The organism is Allobosea robiniae (genome assembly GCF_900102525.1).
Classification (GTDB): domain Bacteria; phylum Pseudomonadota; class Alphaproteobacteria; order Rhizobiales; family Beijerinckiaceae; genus Allobosea; species Allobosea robiniae.
Window position 1 is genome coordinate 469,529 of record NZ_FNBZ01000003.1, and the last position, 18,106, is coordinate 487,634.

Sequence of the window (18,106 nt, forward strand, 5' to 3'; positions counted from 1 at the left end):
CAGCTGATCCGGCTGGCGTCGGTCAGCCCTTCAGCAGCCATTCGTGCTCGGCGGCGTTGTGGAATTTCCAGGTCCGCTGCGGGCCGGCCATAACGTTGAGATAATAGAGATCGTAGCCGTGGCAGGTGGCGCAGGGATGATAGCCCTTCGGCACCAGCACGACGTCGCCATCCTCGATCGCCATCGCCTCGTCCAGGCTGCGGTCGTCGGTGTAGACGCGCTGGAAGCCAAAACCCTGCGGCGGGTTGAGGCGGTGATAGTACGTCTCTTCCAGATGGGATTCGCGCGGCAGGTCGTCCCGGTCGTGCTTGTGCGGCGGGTAGCTCGACGTGTTGCCGGCCGGCGTGATGACCTCGACCACGAGCAATGAATCCGCCGGCTCGTTCTCGGGCAGGATATTGGTGACGTGGCGGGTGTTGGAGCCCTTGCCGCGGATCTCCTGGCCGAGATCGTCCGGCCCGATGACGCGGACGGGCAAGCCGCCCTTGAGGCCAGGCGCCGTGCAGACAGCGAGTTCGAGATCGGTCGTCGCGGTGACGGACCAATCGGAACCTTCCGGCAGATAGACCGACCAGGGCTTGCCCTCGAACGGGCTCATGCGGCTGCCGAGCTCGCCCAGGTTTTCGCCGCCGCCCGTGGCCTTGCCCTTGCCGGTGACGAAGACGAGGCAGGTCTCGCGATCGCCGGTCGCGGCCGAGACGGTCTCGCCCGGCTTCAGGCGATGCAGGTCGAAGCCGACATAGGTCCAGCTGGCGCTTTCCGGCGTGACATGGGTAACGCGGCCGCTCTTGCCCTGCGGCTTGACCTTGAGATGGGACATCGGCTGTTTCCTATCTGTATGGCGATCAAGCCAGCCCGGCTTCCCTGATGAAGCGGGTGAGATTGGCGTGGCCGAGCTTCGCATAGGTCGCGGGCTCCGCCTTCTTCGGGTCCTGCTCGGCCTCGACCACGATCCAGCCGGAATAGCCCTGAAGCTCCCGGAGCACGCGGACATAATCGATCAGGCCATCGCCCGGCACGGTGTAGACGCCGGCGAGCACGGATTCGAGGAAGGACCAGTCCTCGCGATTGGAGCGCCACATCACGGCCTCGCGGATGTCCTTGCAGTGGACATGGTGGATGCGGGCCTTCCAGTGACGGGCAATGCGGGCGGGGTCGCCGCCGCCCCAGGTGGCGTGGCCGGTGTCGAGCAGCAGGCCCACGGTCGGGCTGGTGACACCCATGAACCGGTCGATCTCGGCCTCGGTCTGCACCACCGTGCCCATATGGTGGTGATAGACGAGCTGCAAACCGTATTCGGCCTTCAGGGCCTCGGCGAAATTGGTATAGCGCGCGCCGAAATCGTCCCAGCGGTTCTTCGGCAGGACGGGCCGGGCCGAGAGCGGCTTGGTGATGTCGGAATGGATCGCGTTCGAGGTCTCGGCCACGATCAGGACCGAGCAGCCCATGTCGCGCAGCAGCGTCGCATGAGCCTTCACCGCCACCATCTCGGCGGCGACGTCGCGGTCGAGCAGCTCGGTCGAGTACCAGCCGGAAACCAGAGCGTGGCCATGGGCGTCGAGGATCGGCTTCAACTTCGCCGCCTCGCGCGGGAACTTGTTGCCGAGCTCCATGCCGGTGAAGCCGGCTTCGCGGGCTTCCGTCAGGCAGGTTTCGAGCGGGATGTCGCCGCCGATCTCCAGCATGTCGTCATTCGACCAGCCGATGGGGTTCGCGCCGATGCGGATCATGTGTCGGGTCTTTCTCGCCTATGGGAACGGCTTAGTTGCCGATGGTCTGACGCTTGCGTCGTTCGTCGTAATTCGCCCGTGCCGTGCGGACCTCGGCGCGCTCGCTGACCTCGGGCACCGCGACGTCCCACCAGGCGCCGCCGGAGCCGGTCGAGATCAGCGGGTCGGTGTCGATCACGACGACGGTCGTGCGGGTGTTTTCCTTGGCCTGCGTCAGAGCGGCTTCCAGCTCGGCGATCGAGGCGGCCTTCACCGCGATCGCGCCCATGCTGGCGGCGTGCTGGACGAAATCGATCTCCGGCAGCGTCTCGTGCCTGCTGTCCTTGAGCAGGTTGTTGAAGCTCTGGCCGCCGGTGGCCATCTGCAGGCGATTGATGCAGCCGAAGCCGCGATTGTCGAGCAGGACGATGGTGAGCTTGAGGCCGAGCATCACCGAGGTCGCGATCTCGGAATTGAGCATTAGGTAGGAGCCGTCGCCGACCATGACGACGACCTCCTTGTCGGGCCTCGCCATCTTGGCGCCGAGCCCACCGGCGATCTCGTAGCCCATGCAGGAGAAGCCGTATTCGGCATGGTAGGAGCCGGGCGCTCCCGCCTGCCAGAGCTTGTGCAGTTCACCAGGCAGGCCGCCAGCCGCATGAAGCAGGATGACGTCCGAACCCAGCGTGCGCTGGACCGCGCCGATGACCTGCGCGTCCGAGGGCAGGGCGGCATTGCTGGCAGCGGTCGCCTTGCCGGCTTCCTTGCGCCAATCGCCCTTGCCGGCCTTGGCGTTGTTGGTCCAGCTCTCCGGCGCCTTCCAATTGCCGATGGCCTCCGCCAGCTCGGCGAGACCCTCGCGGGCGTCGGCGACGAGGGGCAAGGCGCGATGCTTGCCGGCGTCGAAAGATTGGACGTTGAGGCCGATGATCGTCTTGCCGGCGGCGCCGAACAGGGCCCAGGAACCGGTGGTGAAATCCTGCAGGCGCGTGCCGATGGCGAGCACGAGATCGGCCTCGGCGGCAAGGCGATTGGCTGCGCCCGTGCCGGTGACACCGACGGCGGCCATGTTGAGGGCGTCGTCATCGGGCAGGGCGGATTTGCCGCCTTGCGTCTCGCAGACCGGAATGCCGGTTGCGGCCGAGAAGCGGGCGAGCTCGTCGCTGGCGCCGGAATAGAGCACGCCGCCGCCGGCGACGATCAGCGGTTTCTTCGCGGCCTTCAATGCCTCGGCTGCGGCTTTCAGTTCGGCCCGGTCGGCGCGCGGGCGGCGCGGCGTCCAGAGGCGCTCGGTGAAGAAGCTCTCGGGATAGTCATAGGCCTCGGCCTGCACGTCCTGGCAGAGCGCGAGCGTGACTGGGCCGCATTCGGCCGGATCGGTCAGCACCTGCATGGCGCGGGCGAGCGCCGGGATGATCTGCTCGGGCCGGGTGATGCGGTCGAAATAGCGCGAGACCGGCCGGAAGCAGTCGTTCGCCGAGACGGTGCCGTCACCGAAAGCCTCGACCTGCTGGAGGACCGGGTCGGGAATGCGGTTGGCGAAGACGTCACCCGGCAGCAGCAGAACCGGCAGGCGGTTGACATGGGCGAGCGCGGCGGCGGTGACGAGATTGGTCGCGCCGGGGCCGATCGAGGTCGTTGCGGCCATGAAACGGCGGCGCATATTCGCCTTGGCATAGGCGATGGCTGCATGGGCCATGGCCTGCTCGTTATGGGCGCGGAAAGTCGGCAGGCGTTCGCGTTCGTGCCAGAGCGCCTCGCCGAGGCCGGCGACATTGCCATGGCCGAAGATCGCCCAGACGCCACCGAAGATCGGCAGGCGCTGCCCGTCGATCTCGGTCATCTGGCGGCTGAGGAAGCGCGTCAGCGCCTGCGCCATGGTGAGGCGGACGGTGCTCATGATCCTGTCTCCGGTCGGGAGTCTTTTTAGCATCGGCTTGGTCCGAAAACCGGTTCCCACTTTTCGGGCCGATGCGCTAGGCCGCCTTCCGGCCGCGCGTGGCAAGCCAGAGGCCGGTCAGCGCCTCGAAGCGGCCGGCCATGTCGGCGATGGCTGCCTCGTCGTCGAGCTTGCCGGAAAGCCAGCCCTCGGCCGCGCTCATGAAGATGGTGCGGCCGACGGCAAAGCCCTTGACGATGGAGGCGGATGCGGTGGCCGCGAAGCCGGCTTCCAGCTCCTCGGCCGGCGCATCGAGCCCGAGCAGCAGGACGCCGCGGCACCAGGGATCATGCTTCGTGATCGTCTTCTCGATCGCGGCCCAGGCGGCAGGGGAGGATTGTGGCTCCAGCTTCCACCAGTCCGGCTTGATGCCGAGCGCATAGAGCTCGCCGAGCGCGCGGGCGATCGTATCGGGGCCGAGCGGGCCGTTCTTGCTGGCAATGATCTCGATCAGCAATTCGCGGCCGACCTTGCGCGCCGCCTCGAACAGGCCGCGCAGCTTCTCCTGCTGCTCGCGCTTCAAATCTTCCGGGTCGTCAGGGTGATAGAAGCAGAGTGCCTTGATGCAATGATCGACCGGCCATTCCGGCAGCAACGAGCCGATATCCTGACTGGTCTCGAAGCGCAGCGGGCGCGAGCCCGGCAGTTCGACCGGGCGGCCGAGCCAGGCGAAGGGATGGCGGGCGAATTCGAACATCGCCTCGCGGCCATGCTTCTCGTCGAGCAGCATGCCGTAGCCGGGGCGGCCATCGGCGACGCGGGCGGCGGCCTTGACCGCGAGCACCTTGAAATCGCGGATGCGGGCGGGATCGGCACCGGCCTTTGCCGCGAGCTCTTCGAGCTGCGAGCGATGGTCGCAGGCCAGTGCCATCAGCGAGGGCACGTCGTGGCGGCGCGTCGTCGCCCAGTGGATGTGGTTGATGTCTTCGTCCTTGCGCAGCGCCCGGTGCGGGCTGCCCTCTTTGAGGAAATATTGCAGTTCCTCGAAGGTCGGGCTTTCCGGCGAGCAAAGCAGACGCGAGACGGCGAAAGCGCCGCAGGCATTGGCCCAAGTGGCGGCGGTCTGGAGGCTCTCGTCACCGAGCCAGCCGCGCAGGAAGCCGGACATGAAGGCGTCGCCGGCGCCCAAGACGTTGTAGACCTCGATCGGGAAGCCCTTGCCGACGATGCCGTCCTCGAGATCGTCGGGGATCGCGCCTTCATAGACGATGCAGCCCATCGGGCCGCGCTTGAGCACGATGGTCGCAGGCGTCAGCGAGCGGATCGTCTTCAGCGCCGGCAGCAATTCGCTCTCGCCCGAGGCGATCAGCACCTCTTCCTCGGTGCCGATGATGAGGTCGCAGCCGGGCAGGACGGTCTTCATCCGCTCGGAGACGGCCTGCGAGGCGATATAGCGGTTGTCGCCGGCATCATGGCCGGCGAGGCCCCAGAGGTTCGGGCGGTAGTCGATATCGAGCACGACCTTGCCGCCGTTTGCGCGCACCAGCTTCATCGCTTTGCGCTGGGCGGCCTCAGGGCCGGGCCGGGCGAAATGCGTGCCGGTAACGACGACGGCGCGGGCCCTGGCGATGAAGGCGGGATCGATATCGCCTTCTTCCAGCGCCATGTCGGCGCAGTTCTCGCGGTAGAACAGCAGCGGGAAGGCCTTGTCGCTTTCGACCGAGAGGATGGCGAGCGCGGTCAGGCGCTCGGGATCGGTCTTGAGGCCGTCGAGATTCACGCCCTCGCGTGCGAGCTGCTCGCGCAGGAAGCGGCCGAACTGTTCGTTGCCGACGCGGGTCAGCAGGGCCGAGCGCAGGCCGAGCCGGGCGGTGCCGATCGCGATATTGGCCGGGCAGCCGCCGACCGACTTGGCGAAGGAGGTGACATCCTCCAGCCGCGAGCCGATCTGCTGGCCGTAGAGATCGACCGAGGCGCGGCCGATGGTGATGACGTCGAGCGCCTGCGCCGATCCGCCGAGCGGTCCCGCCATGTCTTCCTCCCGGCAGCGATGATCATCGAAGCCGAGCGGCTCCGGTCGCGGGAATGAAATAATAATTCCATCAATTCGTCAATGCGGAATGTATGTTCCTAAAGCTTTAGGCGTGTCCGCCACGGCGGCCCCTGCCGCGTCCGGCCCGGCGCGCCTCGCCGACGCCGACGGCGAGCGCCATCGAGAGCGCCATGGTCGAGGCCAGCGTGCGAAACCCGCCAAAATCCGCCTCGGCGACCTCGAACCAGAGCTTGGCGATGCTGGCGAGCGGGGAGAAGGCGCTGTCGGTGATGGCGACGAGCGGCACGTCACGTTCCGCGAGGCCGCGTGCGTCCTCGATCGTCGCGGGCGCATAGGGCGAGAAGCTGATGACGAGGACGGCATCCTTCGGCGTCGCGAAGGCGATCATCTCGGGATCGAGGCCGGCAGCCGACTCGACGAGCTGGTTGCGGACCTGGAGCTTGCCGAGCGCATAGGCGAGATAGCTCGCCACCGGATAGGAGCGGCGCCGGGCGAGGATATAGATCGTCTCGGCGCGGGCGAGCACATCGATCGCGCGGTCGAGCGTGGCTTCGTCGATGGTGCGGCTCATCACGTCCAACGACTTGCGCGAGGCGGTCAGGAAGCCGTCGAGGATGCGGTGGTTTCCAGCCGCCGTGCCATCGCCGACCCGCAGCGTGTTGAGGCGTTCCTCATAGCTGGAATTGCGCTCGCGCAGGCGGGCGCGGAAGACGCCCTGCAGGCTGGTGAAGCCGTCGAAGCCGAGATGCTGGGCGAAGCGGATCAGCGTGGAGGGCTGGACGCCGGCCGAGACCGCGATGCTGGCGGCGGTGCCGAAGGCGATCTCGTCGGGATTGTCGAGAGCATAGGCTGCGATCTGGGCGATGCGCTTGGGCAGGCTTTCGCGCTGACTGAGAATCGATGCGCGCAATTCGTCGAAGTCGCGCGGCAGCTCCGCAACGGCGGTTTCGCTCATCCTGGATTCCCGTTGCCGTCCCTGTTGTCGACAGTTCTGGCAGCGAAGCGGAAATGGAGCAAGCGTTCCAATGGAGGAATGAACGCTCGACTATAGGTTAGCCGAGCGGTGCGGTTGTGCAGCTCTGGCCGCCATCGACCGGCAGGCAGACGCCCGTGATGAATTTCGCCTCGTCGGAGGCGAGGAAGACGGCGGCGTTGGCGATGTCCCAGGCCGTGCCCATCTTGCCAATCGGCACCTGCGCGTCGCGGGCGGCGACCATCTCCTCGACCGAGGCGTATTGCGCGGAGATCTGCTTGTAGATCAGCGGTGTGTCGATCAGGCCGGGCATGATGCAGTTCGCGCGGATGCCCTGCTTCGCATATTGCATCGCGAGCGCGACCGTCGCCTGGTTCACCGCTGCCTTGGTGGCGTAATAGGCGAAGTAGGGATAGCCGGTCCAGCGGATCGCTGCGAGCGAGGAAATGTTGACGATGGCGCCGCCACCGCCCTTCAGCATCTCCGGGATGACGGCCTTGGCGCAGCGATAGACCGAGCCGAGATTGAGCTGGAGCGAGGCGTTGAACTGCTCTTCCGAGAGCTCGACAGGGCCGCCCATATGGGTGACGCCGACATTGTTGTGGAGGATGTCGAGCCGCCCGAAATGCCGGGCTGTTTCAGCAACGCAGGCCTCGACCGAGGCGAGATTCGTCACATCGGCTGCGAGCGCGAGAGCCTTTCCGCCCTCTCCGGCGATGATCGCGGCGGTCTCTTCGGCGGCCGCATGGTTCAGGTCGATGCAGGCGACGCCGGCGCCCTCGCGGGCGAAGGCTACGGCCGCGGCCTTGCCGTTGCCCCAGCCGGGTCCGGAGGAGCCGGCGCCGAAGACGATGGCGATCTTGCCCTTCAGCCGGTCGGCCATGAGGTAACTCCGATATGAAACAAGAAATGCCTCAGCCCTCATCCTGAAGAGCCGCGAAGCGGCGTCTCGAAGGATGTTCCAGTGAGCGCTGGAGCATCCTTCGAGACGCGGGCTTGCGCCCGCTCCTCAGGATGAGGGCTGAGGGAATTATGGCGTTGTCAGCTCAGCGAGCTGCCGACGGCCTTTTCCAGGATGGCCCAGGCCTCGTCGCCATACTTCTTCTTCCACTCGGCGTAGAAGCCGGCCTTGCGCAGGGCTTCGCGGAAGGCGTCGGCCTTGGTCTCGTTGGCGACCATGCCCTTTGCGACGAGCTCCCCCTGCACGTTGGCATTGAGCTTGGCGACGTCGTCACGCTCGAGCAGCGCGGCGGCGTTGATGTTCTTGGCGACGATGGCGCGCAGGTCCTCCGGCAGCTTCTCCCAGGCGCGGCGGTTGGCCAGGAACCAGAAGCCGTCCCACATGTGGTTGGTCAGGGAGAGGTATTTCTGGACTTCGAAGAGCTTGGCGGTCGAGATGATCGCGAGCGGGTTCTCCTGGCCGTCGACGATCTTGGTCTGCAGCGCGGTGTAGACCTCGGCGAAGTTGATCGAGGCCGGGGCCGACTGGAAGGCGGTGAACATCGAGGTCCAGAGCGGCGAGACCGGCACGCGGATCTTGAAGCCCTTGAGGTCGTCGGGCGTGTTGATCGGGCCCTTGGACGAGGTGATCTGACGGAAGCCGTTGTCCCAGATCTTGTCCATGACGACGAGATTGGCCTTGTTGATCTGGCCGCGGACGTAAGCCCCGAGTTCGCCGTCCATCGCCTTCCAGACGGCGTCATAGTTCGGGAAGGCGAAGCCGATACCGGAGAGCGAGGCGTTGGCGACCAGCGTCGAGAGGATCAGCGGCGAGAGCGTGAAGAACTCGACGCCGCCCGAGCGGACCTGGCTCAGCATGTCGGTGTCGGAGCCGAGCTGGTTGTTCGGGAAGATCTGGATGTCGACGCGACCCTTGGTCTCTTCCTTGATCTTGGCCACGGCCTCGTTGGCGCGCGTGTTCATCGGGTGCGCGACGGGCAGGTTGTTGGCGTATTTATAGGTGAACTCGGCAGCCTGCGCGTTGGCGCGGCCGATATGGAACGTGCCGATGGCAGAGGCGGCGGCTGTCGCCTGAAGCAGGGTGCGGCGCGAGATGGTCATGGGCGTTTCTCCTTGAGAGTGTCTGGTTTCTTGCTGGTTTCTTGTTGTGAGCTTCACAGCACCCAGGTCGAGAGGCCGGGGACGAGGGCGATGACGACGAGGCCGACGATCAGGGCGAAGATATAGGGCCAGACCGCGCCCATCGCCTCGTCGGGCGAGACGTTGCCGATCTTGCAGGCGATGTAGAAGCCGATGCCGATCGGCGGCGCCATCAGGCCGATATTCATCGCGGTGACCACGACCATCGAATAATGCACGTCGTTGATGCCGAGGTTCTTGGCGATCGGGAACATCAATGGTGCCATCAGCACGATCGCCGGCAGGCCCTCCAGTACACAGCCGAGGATCATGAAGACGACGATGGTGACCGCCATGAAGGTGAGCCAGCCGCCGGGCAGGTTCGCCATGAAGACGGCGAGGTCGCGGGCGAAGCCGGTCTGGGTCAGCGCCCAGGCCATGGCGAGCGCCGTGCCAAGGATCACCAGGATCGCGCCGGAGAGCGCCGCCGTCTCGACCAGCATCTGGTAGAACTTGCGCAGGCTGATGCCGCCATAGAGCACGATGCCGATGACGAGCGCATAGAGCACCGCGATGGTCGAGACCTCGGTCGCGGTCGCGACGCCCCCGCCGACCGCGGCGCGGATGATGAAGGGCAGGACGAGGGCCGGCGCGGCGACGAGCGCGACCTTGCCGATCACCGCCAGCGGCGCGCGGCGCACGCCCTTCATGTCCTCCGCCGCCGCCTTCCAGCGGGCGAGACCGGCGAGCGCGACCAGCAGAACGCCGGCGATGACGAAGCCCGCGTTGAACAGCCCGGCAATCGAGACGCCGGCGACCGAGCCCAGCACGATCAGCACGATCGAGGGCGGCACGGTGTCGGCCATGGCGGCGCCGGTCGAAAGCAGCGCGATCAGGTCCTTGGGCTTGTAGCCGCGTCGCTTCATCTCCGGGAACAGCGCGGGCGCGACCGTCGCCATGTCCGAGACCTTCGAGCCCGAGATGCCTGAGACGAGATAGAGCGAACCGAGCAGCACATAGGACATGCCGGCGCGGACATGGCCGAGCAGGGACGCGAGGAAATCGACGATCGCCTTGCCCATGCCGGTCGCGTCGAGGATGCAGCCAAGCAGCACGAAGATCGGCACGGAGAGCAGGATGAGGCTCGACATGCCCTCGTCCATGCGCCCGATCATGACGATCGTCGGGACGCTGGTCGAGAAGGCGAGGAAGGCGAGCGTGCCCAGCCCGAAGCAGAAGGCGATCGGGACGCCCGCAACGAGGCAGGCGGCGACGACGCCGAGCAGGAAGATCAGGATGTTGTAGTAGCCGAGCCCCTTCAGCGTCGGCCCGAGCAGCCAGAAGGCCAGGCCGAACCCGCCGACGACCAGCACGGCTGCGGCGATGTCGACGAGGCGCGCGGTCTTGAAGATATAGCGCAGGGTGAGCAGCAGCATCAGCACGATGCCGACGGCCAGTGCCGAGACACGCCAACTGACCGGGATGTTGAGCGCGGCCGAGGTGACGTAGCTCTCTTCCACCGCGTATTCGATGGCCGGGTCGACCATCGCGGCCAGAAAGGCGGCAACCGCGACGAGCGCCAGCGTCTCGACGAATTCGCGCAGCCGCGGCGGCATCATGCCGACGAACAGCGACAGTCGCAGGTGCTCGTTGCGGTCGACGGCGATGGCGGCGCCGAGCATGGCGAGCCAGATGAAGGCGATCGAGGCGACCTCGTCGACCCAGACGAAGGGCAGCGAGAAGACGTAGCGCGAGACGACGCCGAGTAGCAGCACGCCGATGATGAAGGCGACCAGCACGGCAGCGACGGCCTCGACCGGGCGCATGATGGCCGAGCCGGGACGTGCGTCCTCGTTCTCGCTGAGGTTCTCAGGGATTTTCAGGGTATCGATGACATCGACCATGCGGCGGCCTCAGGTGCCGGTCGCCGGACGCGAAGCGCCCGCTATGCAGGATGCCCTGGGGGCCATCGTTCCGTTCCTCCCTCCGCGCCGATCTTGTTGGGCCGTCGGCGTCGCTTGTGGTCCACACTGTGAATAGCCGGACAGCGGGACGGCAGGCAGATTACACAAGGGAAGCGGCATTGCAATCCGCAAAGCGTCCATCTACGGTTGGAGAACAAGAACAAGGTCCATATCATGGACTGTGTGGAGGAGCGCTTGCCGCCAAATTCCGCGCCCGAAGCCGGGCTGTCCGGCTCGCAGAGCGTCGACCGCGCGCTCGGGCTGCTCTCGCTGATCGGGCGGGAGCCGGCCGAGGGGTTGCCGCTTGGCGAGATCGTCTCCGGCAGCGGCCTCAACAAGCCGACGACGCGGCGCCTCCTGCTGGCGCTGATGCGGGCGGGATTGGTCGAGCAGGAGCCGCAGACGCGGCGTTATTGCCTGGGCGAGGAGGCCTTCGTGCTCGGCGTGCTGGCCGCGCGGCGCCATAGCCTGCTCGAGATCGCGATGGAGGGCCTGCGCCGGCTTTCGGCCGAGACGCAGGATACGAGCTTCCTCACCGTCCGGCGCGAGAACTATGCGATCTGCCTGCATCGGGAGGAGGGGACCTATCCGGTCCGCACGCACGCGCTGCAGGCCGGTGACCAGCACCCGCTCGGCGTCGGTGCGGGCTCGCTCGCCATGCTGGCGGCCCTGCCGGACGACGATGTGGACCGGGTCATCGCGGCTAACGAGGCCGTCTTGCTGGCGCGCTATCCAGGCTTCGCGCCGGAGGCTTTGCGGGCCGATGTCGTTGGGACACGGGCGCGCGGCTTCTCGCTCAATCCCGGCCGGCTCGTCGCCAGCTCATGGGGCATCGGCCGGGCCTTCCGCTACCCGGACGGGCGGGTCGCAGGGGCGCTGTCGATCGCCGCGATCGACAGCCGGATGGTGCCGGCCCGGCAGGCGGAGCTTTCGCTATTGCTGGCGCGCGAAGCCGAGCGGCTGGAAGCGCTGCTCAAGCAGATGTTCGTATCCAAGCGGGCTGTGCGGCCAATCGTGGCCGCCGCACCGCGTTCCATCGAGACAGGGAGAGCCGCAAGATGAGCTCTGCAAAACCAGCCCCGACCGGGGGCGTCGTGCCGATGACGCGGCGTGTGATGAACCTCGCCCATATCGCGACGCAGAATGCCCGGCGCCTGCCCGCACACCCCGCCTTCATCTGGGGCGAGAAGACGCTCGACTGGGCCGAGATCGATGCGCAGGTTTCCGCGCTGGCGGCGGGCCTGCGGGCGCGTGGCATCGGCAAGGGCGACCGCCTGCTGGTTCATTCCAAGAACTGCGACGCGATGTTTATCTCGATGTTCGCGACCTTCCGGCTCGGTGCCGTCTGGGTGCCCACGAATTTCCGCCTGCTGCCGGACGAGGTCGCCTATCTCGCAACGGCTTCCGGCGCGAAGGGCTTCCTCTGCCATGGCGATTTCCCGGAGCATGCGGCGGCCGTCGCGGCTGCGAACCCTGCGCCGGAGTTCACCTGGCGGATCGGCGAGGGCGCTTTCGGCGAGGACGAGGTCGGCGCCGTGATCGCGCGCCATCGCGGCGAAAAGGTCGAGAACGCCGCGGTCGAGCACGACGATCCCTGCTGGTTCTTCTTCACCTCCGGCACGACCGGGCGCTCCAAGGCGGCGGTGCTGACTCATGGCCAGATGGGCTTCGTCATCACCAACCATCTCTGCGACCTCGTGCCCGGCTCGACCGAAAAGGACGCCTCGCTGGTGGTTGCGCCGCTCTCGCATGGCGCGGGCGTGCATCAATTGATGATCTCGGCGCGCGGCGCGACGTCGATCCTGCTGCCGACCGAGCGCTTCGACATCGACGAGGCCTATCGCCTGATCGCGAAGCACCGCATCAGCAACATCTTCACGGTGCCGACGATCCTGAAAATGCTGGTCGAGCATCCCGCCGCCGACAGCCATGATCACTCGAGCCTGCGCTACATCATCTATGCCGGCGCGCCGATGTATCGCGAGGACCAGAAGGCGGCGCTGAAAAAGCTAGGCAAGGTGATCGTGCAGTATTTCGGGCTGGGCGAGGTCACCGGCAACATCACCGTGCTGCCGCCGGCCCTGCACGAGACCGAGGACGGCCCGAACGCCCGCATCGGCACCTGCGGCTTCGAGCGCACGGGCATGCAGGTGCAGATCCAGGACGAGGACGGCAAGGAGGTCGAGGCGGGCGTTCAAGGCGAGATCTGCGTGATCGGGCCTGCCGTCTTCGCGGGCTATTACGACAACTCGGAAGCCAATGCGAAATCCTTCCGCGATGGCTGGTTCCGCACCGGCGATCTCGGCCATATGGACGAACAGGGCTTCGTCTACATCACCGGCCGCGCCTCGGACATGTACATCTCCGGCGGCTCGAACATCTATCCGCGCGAGATCGAGGAGAAGATCCTGACCCATCCCGCGATCGCGGAGGTCGCGGTGCTCGGCGTGCCCGATCCGGTCTGGGGCGAGATCGGCATCGCGGTCTGCGTCAACCGGCCGGGCCAGAACGCGACCGAAGGCGAGATCGCGGATTTCCTCGGACCCAAGATCGCCCGCTACAAGATGCCGAAGCGCTTCCTGTTCTGGGAGGCCCTGCCGAAATCGGGCTATGGCAAGGTGCCGAAGCGCCTCGTCAAGGACGAGCTCGAGAAGCGCGGCGAGCTCGATTTCCTGAAGGGAAAGGCATCGTGAGGCGCATCCAGCAGCCCGGCACGGGAACGCCCGAGCGCATCCAGTGGGTCGAATGCGGCGGGCGCTCCTTTTCGCTGACACTGCCGGCCGGCGTGCCGTTGCTGGAGGCGGTCAGGAGCGGCTTCGCGGCCGAGGGGTTCGCCTCGGGCGTGGTGAAGCTCGACGGGCTGAAGCTCTCGCCCTTCGCCTATGTGATGCCGGCGCTGTCGAAGACGCCTGAGCATGCGGCTTTCTATAGCGACACCTTCTGGCCGGAAGGGGGAGCTGGTGTCGAAGTCGGCGCGATGACCTTCGGCCAGCGCGATGGCGCGCCCTTCTTCCACGCCCATGCGCTGTGGGTTGAGGGTGATGGCAAGCGCAGCGGCGGCCATATCCTGCCGGATGAGACGACGGTTGCCGAGACGATCACGCTGCAGGCGGTCGGGCTGGATGGTGCGGCTTTCACGGCCGAGCCGGACAGCGAGACGCATTTCAAGCTGTTCGGGCCGGTGTCCGCCGCATCAAGTGGCGCCGGGGAAGACCGGTTCTTTGCGCTGCGGGTGAAGCCGAATGTCGATTTCTGCGGGGCGTTGGAATCGTTTTGCGCAGAGCGCGGCATCCGCGAGGCGGTCATCCATGGCGGTGTCGGCTCGACCATCGGGGCGCGGTTTGTCGATGGTGGTGTGGTCGAGAATTTCGCGACGGAGGTTGCGATCACGGAGGGGCGGATCGCCCGCGGTGCCGGCGGCTTCGAAGCGACGATCGATGTCGCCTTGGTCGACTATAGCGGCGCGGTGGCGAGCGGCCGGCTGGTCCGCGGTGACAACCCGGTTCTGATGACGTTCGAGCTCGTGCTGGAGGCGCGTTGACGTTTCAGCCCGTCAACCGCCCCGCTGCTTCGCGATCTCCCGGTTGCGCAAATCCTTGCGCATGATCTTGCCTGTCGCTGTCAGCGGCAGTTCGGTCACGAACTCGACCTCGCGCGGATACTGGTAGGCCGCCAGCCGGTCGCGCACGAAGGCCTGGATTTCCGCCGCCAGTTCCGCTGTCGGCGTCACGCCCGGCTTCGGCAGCACGAAGGCCTTGACGATCTCGGTGCGGACGGGATCGGGCACGCCGACGACCGCGACCATCAGCACGGCTGGATGGCGGATGATGCAATCCTCGATATCGCCGGGTCCGATGCGGTAGGAGCCCGAGGAGATGATGTCGTCGTCGCGGCCCTGGAACCAGAAATAGCCTTCCTCGTCGCGCGCGCCGCTGTCGCCGGTGACGAGCCATTCGCCGATGAACTTCGCCGCGGTGGCTTCGGGCTGGTTCCAGTATTCCAGCATCATCACCGGATCGGGCCGTGCGACCGCGATCAGCCCCTGCTCGCCATCAGGCAATTCGCGGCCCTCGGGCGAAATGACCGCGACGCGGTGGCCGGGCACGGCACGGCCCATCGAGCCTGGCTTCACCGGGTAGAGGCTCGCGCAGTTGGAAACGAGCAGGTTCGCCTCGGTCTGGCCGTAGAACTCGTTGACCGGGAAGCCGAAGGTCTCGCGGCTCCAGTCGAGCATGTCGGCGCCGAGCGTCTCGCCGCCGGTACCGATCGAGCGCATCGCATAGCCGAAGCGTTGGGGATTGTTGACTTGCCGCATCAGCTTGAGCGCGGTCGGCGGCAGGAAGGCGTTGCGCACCTTGTGCCGTGCCATCAGCGCGAAGGCGGCCTCGGGATCGAATTTGCGGGCGCGGGAGGCGAGCACCGGCACGCCGCAATAAAGGCTGGGCAGCAGGACATCGAGCAGGCCGCCGATCCAGGCCCAGTCGGCCGGCGTCCAGAACAGGTCGCCCGACTGTGGGAAGAATTCCTGCGGCAATTGCACGCCGGGGAGATGACCGAGCAGGACGCGATGGGCGTGCAGCGCGCCCTTCGGCTTACCGGTGGTGCCGGAGGTGTAGATGATCACGGCCGGATCGTCGGCGCGCGTGTCGGCGGCGGTGAAGCGGTCGGAGGCCTTAGCCATCTCCGTCTCGAAATCGAGATGGCCGGCGCCGCCGACGACGAAGATCTTGCGCAGGTTCGGCAGGGCCTCGCGGATCGCCTCGACCTTGCCGATGTTCTCCGCGTCGGTGACCAGCACGCTGGCGCCGCTATGGCCGAGCCGGTGCTCCAGCGCCTCCGGTCCGAACAGGATGAAGAGCGGCAGGGCGATGGCGCCGAGCTTGTAGGCGCCGAGATGGGCAATGGCCGTTTGCGGCGATTGCGGCAGCAGGATGCCGACGCGCTCGCCCGGTCCGATGCCGTGAGCGCGGAGCAGATTGGCGAAGCGATTTGAGGCGCGGGACAGTTCATCGAAAGAGAGCGTCGCGACCTTGCCTCCGTCCTCCTCGAAGATCAGTGCCGGCTTGCCTGTGCCGTCGGCATGCGCGTCCGAGCAGGCCGTGCCGATATTGAACCGCTCCGGGATGCGCCAGGCGAAGGCGTCCAGCGTGTCGCGATAGGTCGCGCGGCGTTCGAGCATGGTGGGCTCCGGTCTTCGCATGCGTTTGCGCCGATCCTGCCCAGCCGGCCTATGGGCTGACAAGCCCGAGCGGAGCAGCTTACGGTTTGCGCAAAATTGCGGAGAAGCGAGGACATGCCCGTGACCAAACCGATCTGGGTCGAGGCCGCGATCAACGGCCCCTGGGGCAAGGAGCGCCAGCCCGGCATTCCGATCAGCATCCCCGATATCGTCGCGGACGGCATCGCCGCTGTGGAGGCGGGCGCCGCCATCGTGCATCTACATGTCTACGACATGGTGACCGGCCGGCAGCGCGATGATTGGCAGCTCTATGCGCAGGCGATCGAAGGCATCCGCGCCAGGGTCGACGCGATCGTCTACCCGACCATCCCGATCCTCGGCTCGGGCTATGCCGGCGACATGATCGGGTCGGGTCGCTACACCCATCTCGAGGAACTGGCGAAGCGCGGGCTTGCCGAATGGGGCGTGCTCGATCCCGGTTCGTGCAACTGGACGACCTTTGCCGGCATCCCGGAGGGCGAGGCCGGTTTCATCTACCAGAACCCCGGCGAGCATATCCGCGAGGGGATGGAGGTGGCTGAGCGCCACAAGGTCCATCCGAGCTATGCGATCTACGAGCCCGGCTTCACCCGGCTCGGCGCCGCGCTGGCCAGGGCTTATCCGGGCATGCCCATGCCGATCTATCGATTGATGTTCTCGGATGCCTTCGCCTGGGGCTTTCCGCCGCGCGAATGGGCGCTGGAGGCGCATCTCAGGCTGCTCGCCGAGGATGCGCCCGAGGCGCCGGTGATGATCGCCGGGCTCGGCGTCGATCTCAGAGACCTCATCGGCCCGGCCGTGGCGCGGGGCGTCCATGTCCGCGGCGGGCTGGAGGATGCGCCCTTCGGCTGCGAGAAGACGAATCGCGAATTGATCGCGGACACCGTCCGCCTGGTCGAGGCTGCCGGCGGGAAGCCGGCAAGCGCGGCCGAGGTGCGGGATTGGCTGGCGCGGCAGGGGAAGGGAGAAGCGTAGTGAGTGTGCGCGATAAATTGCTCGACCGGTTCCTGCGCTATGTCGCGATCGAGAGCCAGAGCGACATGAAGGCGACCAGCCTGCCGAGCACGCCGGGCCAGCAGGTGCTGGCGGAGTTGCTGGCCGAGGAGCTGCGCGGGCTCGGGCTGGAGAACGTCGTCATCGATGACCATGCCACGGTGACGGCGCTGAAGCGCGGCACGAAGCCCGGTGCGCCGCGTATCGGCTTCATCGCCCATGTCGATACGGTCGATGTCGGGCTGTCGCCGGTGATCAAGCCGCAGGTGCTGCGCTTCGAAGGCGAGGATCTCTGCCTCAACGCGGAGAAGGATATCTGGCTGCGCGTCGCCGAGCATCCCGAGATCAAACCCTATAAGGGCAGCGAAATCGTCTTCAGCGACGGCACCAGCGTGCTTGGCGCGGACAACAAGGCGGCGGTCGCGATCGTGATGACGCTGCTGGCGGAACTGCGCCCCGAGGATGAGCATGGCGACATCCTCGTCGCCTTCGTGCCGGACGAGGAGATCGGCCTGCGCGGCGCCCAGGCGCTCGATCTCGCCCGGTTCGCCTGCGACTTCGCCTACACGATCGACAGTTGCGAGGTCGGCGAGGTCGTATGGGAGAACTTCAACGCCGCCATGGCCGAGATCGTCCTCACCGGCGTCACTGCCCATCCGATGTCGGCGAAGGGCGTGCTGGTGAACCCGATCCTGATGGCGCAGGATTACATGGCCGCTTTCGACCGTGCGCAAACGCCGGAGAACACGGCCGGCCGCGAGGGCTATACCTGGTTCGTCGAACTCGTCGCCAACGCGGCCGAGGCGGTGCTTCGCGCCAATATCCGTGATTTCGACAAGGCGTCCTTCGAAGCTCGCAAGCGGCGGATCGGCGAGGTCGCGGCGGAGATCGCAAAGCGCTATCCGACCGGACGGGTCACCTCGGAGGTGAGCGATGTCTACGGCAATATCGCCGACAGCCTGGGCGAAGACCGGCGCTCGGTCGATCTCTTGATGGCGGCGCTGTCCGAATTGCAGATCGCGCCGAAGCGGATCCCGATGCGGGGCGGCACGGACGGGGCGGCGCTCTCGGCGCGCGGGCTGCCGACGCCGAATTTCTTCACCGGCGCGCATAATTTCCACTCGCGCTTCGAATTCCTGCCGCTGCCGGCTTTCGCGACCTCCTATGAGGTGGCGCGGCGCATCTGCCTGCTGGCGGGGCAGGGCGCCTAGCGCGGCTTGTCGCATTGGCGTGCGGCT

The 18,106-nt window shown here is 66.6% G+C and carries 14 protein-coding genes; 5 read left to right on the forward strand and 9 right to left on the reverse strand.

The genetic code is table 11. From position 1 onward, the window contains the following. Positions 1-22 precede the first annotated feature (22 nt). From iolB to BLQ70_RS11180, 8 genes are all read right to left on the reverse strand, one after another. Positions 23-820, reverse strand: coding sequence for a 5-deoxy-glucuronate isomerase (gene iolB / locus BLQ70_RS11145; RefSeq protein ID WP_091857006.1), 798 nt, complete (start codon positions 818-820; stop codon positions 23-25). A 25-nt stretch (positions 821-845) separates the two neighbouring features. Continuing rightward, positions 846-1,730 carry a myo-inosose-2 dehydratase gene (gene iolE / locus BLQ70_RS11150; RefSeq protein WP_091857007.1) on the reverse strand — a complete coding sequence of 295 codons (885 nt, stop codon included), beginning with the start codon at positions 1,728-1,730 and terminating at the stop codon, positions 846-848. A 31-nt stretch (positions 1,731-1,761) separates the two neighbouring features. Then, a complete protein-coding gene (gene iolD, locus BLQ70_RS11155; protein WP_091857145.1) occupies positions 1,762-3,612 on the reverse strand; it encodes a 3D-(3,5/4)-trihydroxycyclohexane-1,2-dione acylhydrolase (decyclizing) in 1,851 nt (616 codons plus the stop codon). 73 nt (positions 3,613-3,685) lie between these two features. Then, the gene (locus BLQ70_RS11160; RefSeq protein ID WP_091857008.1) at positions 3,686-5,620 is read right to left on the reverse strand and encodes a bifunctional 5-dehydro-2-deoxygluconokinase/5-dehydro-2-deoxyphosphogluconate aldolase; all 1,935 of its coding nucleotides are present in this window, start codon (positions 5,618-5,620) and stop codon (positions 3,686-3,688) included. 106 nt (positions 5,621-5,726) lie between these two features. Further along, on the reverse strand, positions 5,727-6,596 hold the full coding sequence (locus BLQ70_RS11165) for a MurR/RpiR family transcriptional regulator (protein ID WP_091857009.1): 870 nt from the start codon (positions 6,594-6,596) through the stop codon (positions 5,727-5,729). Positions 6,597-6,693: 97 nt separating this feature from the next. Next, positions 6,694-7,497 carry an SDR family NAD(P)-dependent oxidoreductase gene (locus tag BLQ70_RS11170; protein ID WP_091857010.1) on the reverse strand — a complete coding sequence of 268 codons (804 nt, stop codon included), beginning with the start codon at positions 7,495-7,497 and terminating at the stop codon, positions 6,694-6,696. Positions 7,498-7,655: 158 nt separating this feature from the next. After that, a complete protein-coding gene (locus BLQ70_RS11175) occupies positions 7,656-8,675 on the reverse strand; it encodes a TRAP transporter substrate-binding protein (RefSeq protein WP_091857011.1) in 1,020 nt (339 codons plus the stop codon). A gap of 53 nt (positions 8,676-8,728) precedes the next feature. Beyond that, entirely contained in the window at positions 8,729-10,597 is a 1,869-nt protein-coding gene (locus tag BLQ70_RS11180; protein WP_091857012.1) for a TRAP transporter large permease, read from the reverse strand. 234 nt (positions 10,598-10,831) lie between these two features. Here BLQ70_RS11180 and BLQ70_RS11185 point away from each other — a divergent pair, with 234 nt between their 5' ends. Genes BLQ70_RS11185 through BLQ70_RS11195 form a run of 3 tightly spaced genes read left to right on the forward strand, consistent with a single transcriptional unit; the run spans position 10,832 to position 14,198 of the window. Next, positions 10,832-11,719: an IclR family transcriptional regulator gene (locus BLQ70_RS11185; protein WP_091857146.1), complete on the forward strand. Its 888-nt coding sequence runs from the start codon at positions 10,832-10,834 to the stop codon at positions 11,717-11,719. Next, entirely contained in the window at positions 11,716-13,350 is a 1,635-nt protein-coding gene (locus BLQ70_RS11190; RefSeq protein WP_091857013.1) for an acyl-CoA synthetase, read from the forward strand. Before BLQ70_RS11185 ends, BLQ70_RS11190 begins: the two co-directional genes overlap by 4 nt. Then, positions 13,347-14,198 (forward strand): PCC domain-containing protein, encoded by an 852-nt coding sequence (locus BLQ70_RS11195; RefSeq protein WP_091857014.1) that lies wholly within the window; start codon positions 13,347-13,349, stop codon positions 14,196-14,198. Before BLQ70_RS11190 ends, BLQ70_RS11195 begins: the two co-directional genes overlap by 4 nt. 12 nt (positions 14,199-14,210) lie before the next feature. Here BLQ70_RS11195 and BLQ70_RS11200 read toward each other — a convergent pair whose 3' ends face one another. Continuing rightward, positions 14,211-15,836 carry an acyl-CoA synthetase gene (locus BLQ70_RS11200; protein ID WP_091857015.1) on the reverse strand — a complete coding sequence of 542 codons (1,626 nt, stop codon included), beginning with the start codon at positions 15,834-15,836 and terminating at the stop codon, positions 14,211-14,213. A gap of 120 nt (positions 15,837-15,956) precedes the next feature. Between BLQ70_RS11200 and BLQ70_RS11205 the strand changes: the two genes are divergently transcribed. After that, positions 15,957-16,850, forward strand: a complete 894-nt coding sequence (locus tag BLQ70_RS11205; protein WP_244511984.1) for a beta-keto acid cleavage family enzyme — start codon at positions 15,957-15,959, stop codon at positions 16,848-16,850. Further along, on the forward strand, positions 16,850-18,079 hold the full coding sequence (pepT, locus tag BLQ70_RS11210) for a peptidase T (protein WP_091857017.1): 1,230 nt from the start codon (positions 16,850-16,852) through the stop codon (positions 18,077-18,079). Before BLQ70_RS11205 ends, pepT begins: the two co-directional genes overlap by 1 nt. The last annotated feature ends 27 nt before the right edge of the window (positions 18,080-18,106 follow it).

Coding starts and splice junctions, on each gene's coding strand:
- iolB (WP_091857006.1), bottom strand. CDS start 820: ATGTCCCATCTCAAGGTCAAGCCGCAGGGCAAGAGCGGCCGCGTTACC.
- iolE (WP_091857007.1), bottom strand. CDS start 1,730: ATGATCCGCATCGGCGCGAACCCCATCGGCTGGTCGAATGACGACATG.
- BLQ70_RS11160 (WP_091857008.1), bottom strand. CDS start 5,620: ATGGCGGGACCGCTCGGCGGATCGGCGCAGGCGCTCGACGTCATCACC.
- BLQ70_RS11165 (WP_091857009.1), bottom strand. CDS start 6,596: ATGAGCGAAACCGCCGTTGCGGAGCTGCCGCGCGACTTCGACGAATTG.
- BLQ70_RS11170 (WP_091857010.1), bottom strand. CDS start 7,497: ATGGCCGACCGGCTGAAGGGCAAGATCGCCATCGTCTTCGGCGCCGGC.
- BLQ70_RS11175 (WP_091857011.1), bottom strand. CDS start 8,675: ATGACCATCTCGCGCCGCACCCTGCTTCAGGCGACAGCCGCCGCCTCT.
- BLQ70_RS11180 (WP_091857012.1), bottom strand. CDS start 10,597: ATGGTCGATGTCATCGATACCCTGAAAATCCCTGAGAACCTCAGCGAG.
- BLQ70_RS11185 (WP_091857146.1), top strand. CDS start 10,832: ATGGACTGTGTGGAGGAGCGCTTGCCGCCAAATTCCGCGCCCGAAGCC.
- BLQ70_RS11190 (WP_091857013.1), top strand. CDS start 11,716: ATGAGCTCTGCAAAACCAGCCCCGACCGGGGGCGTCGTGCCGATGACG.
- BLQ70_RS11200 (WP_091857015.1), bottom strand. CDS start 15,836: ATGCTCGAACGCCGCGCGACCTATCGCGACACGCTGGACGCCTTCGCC.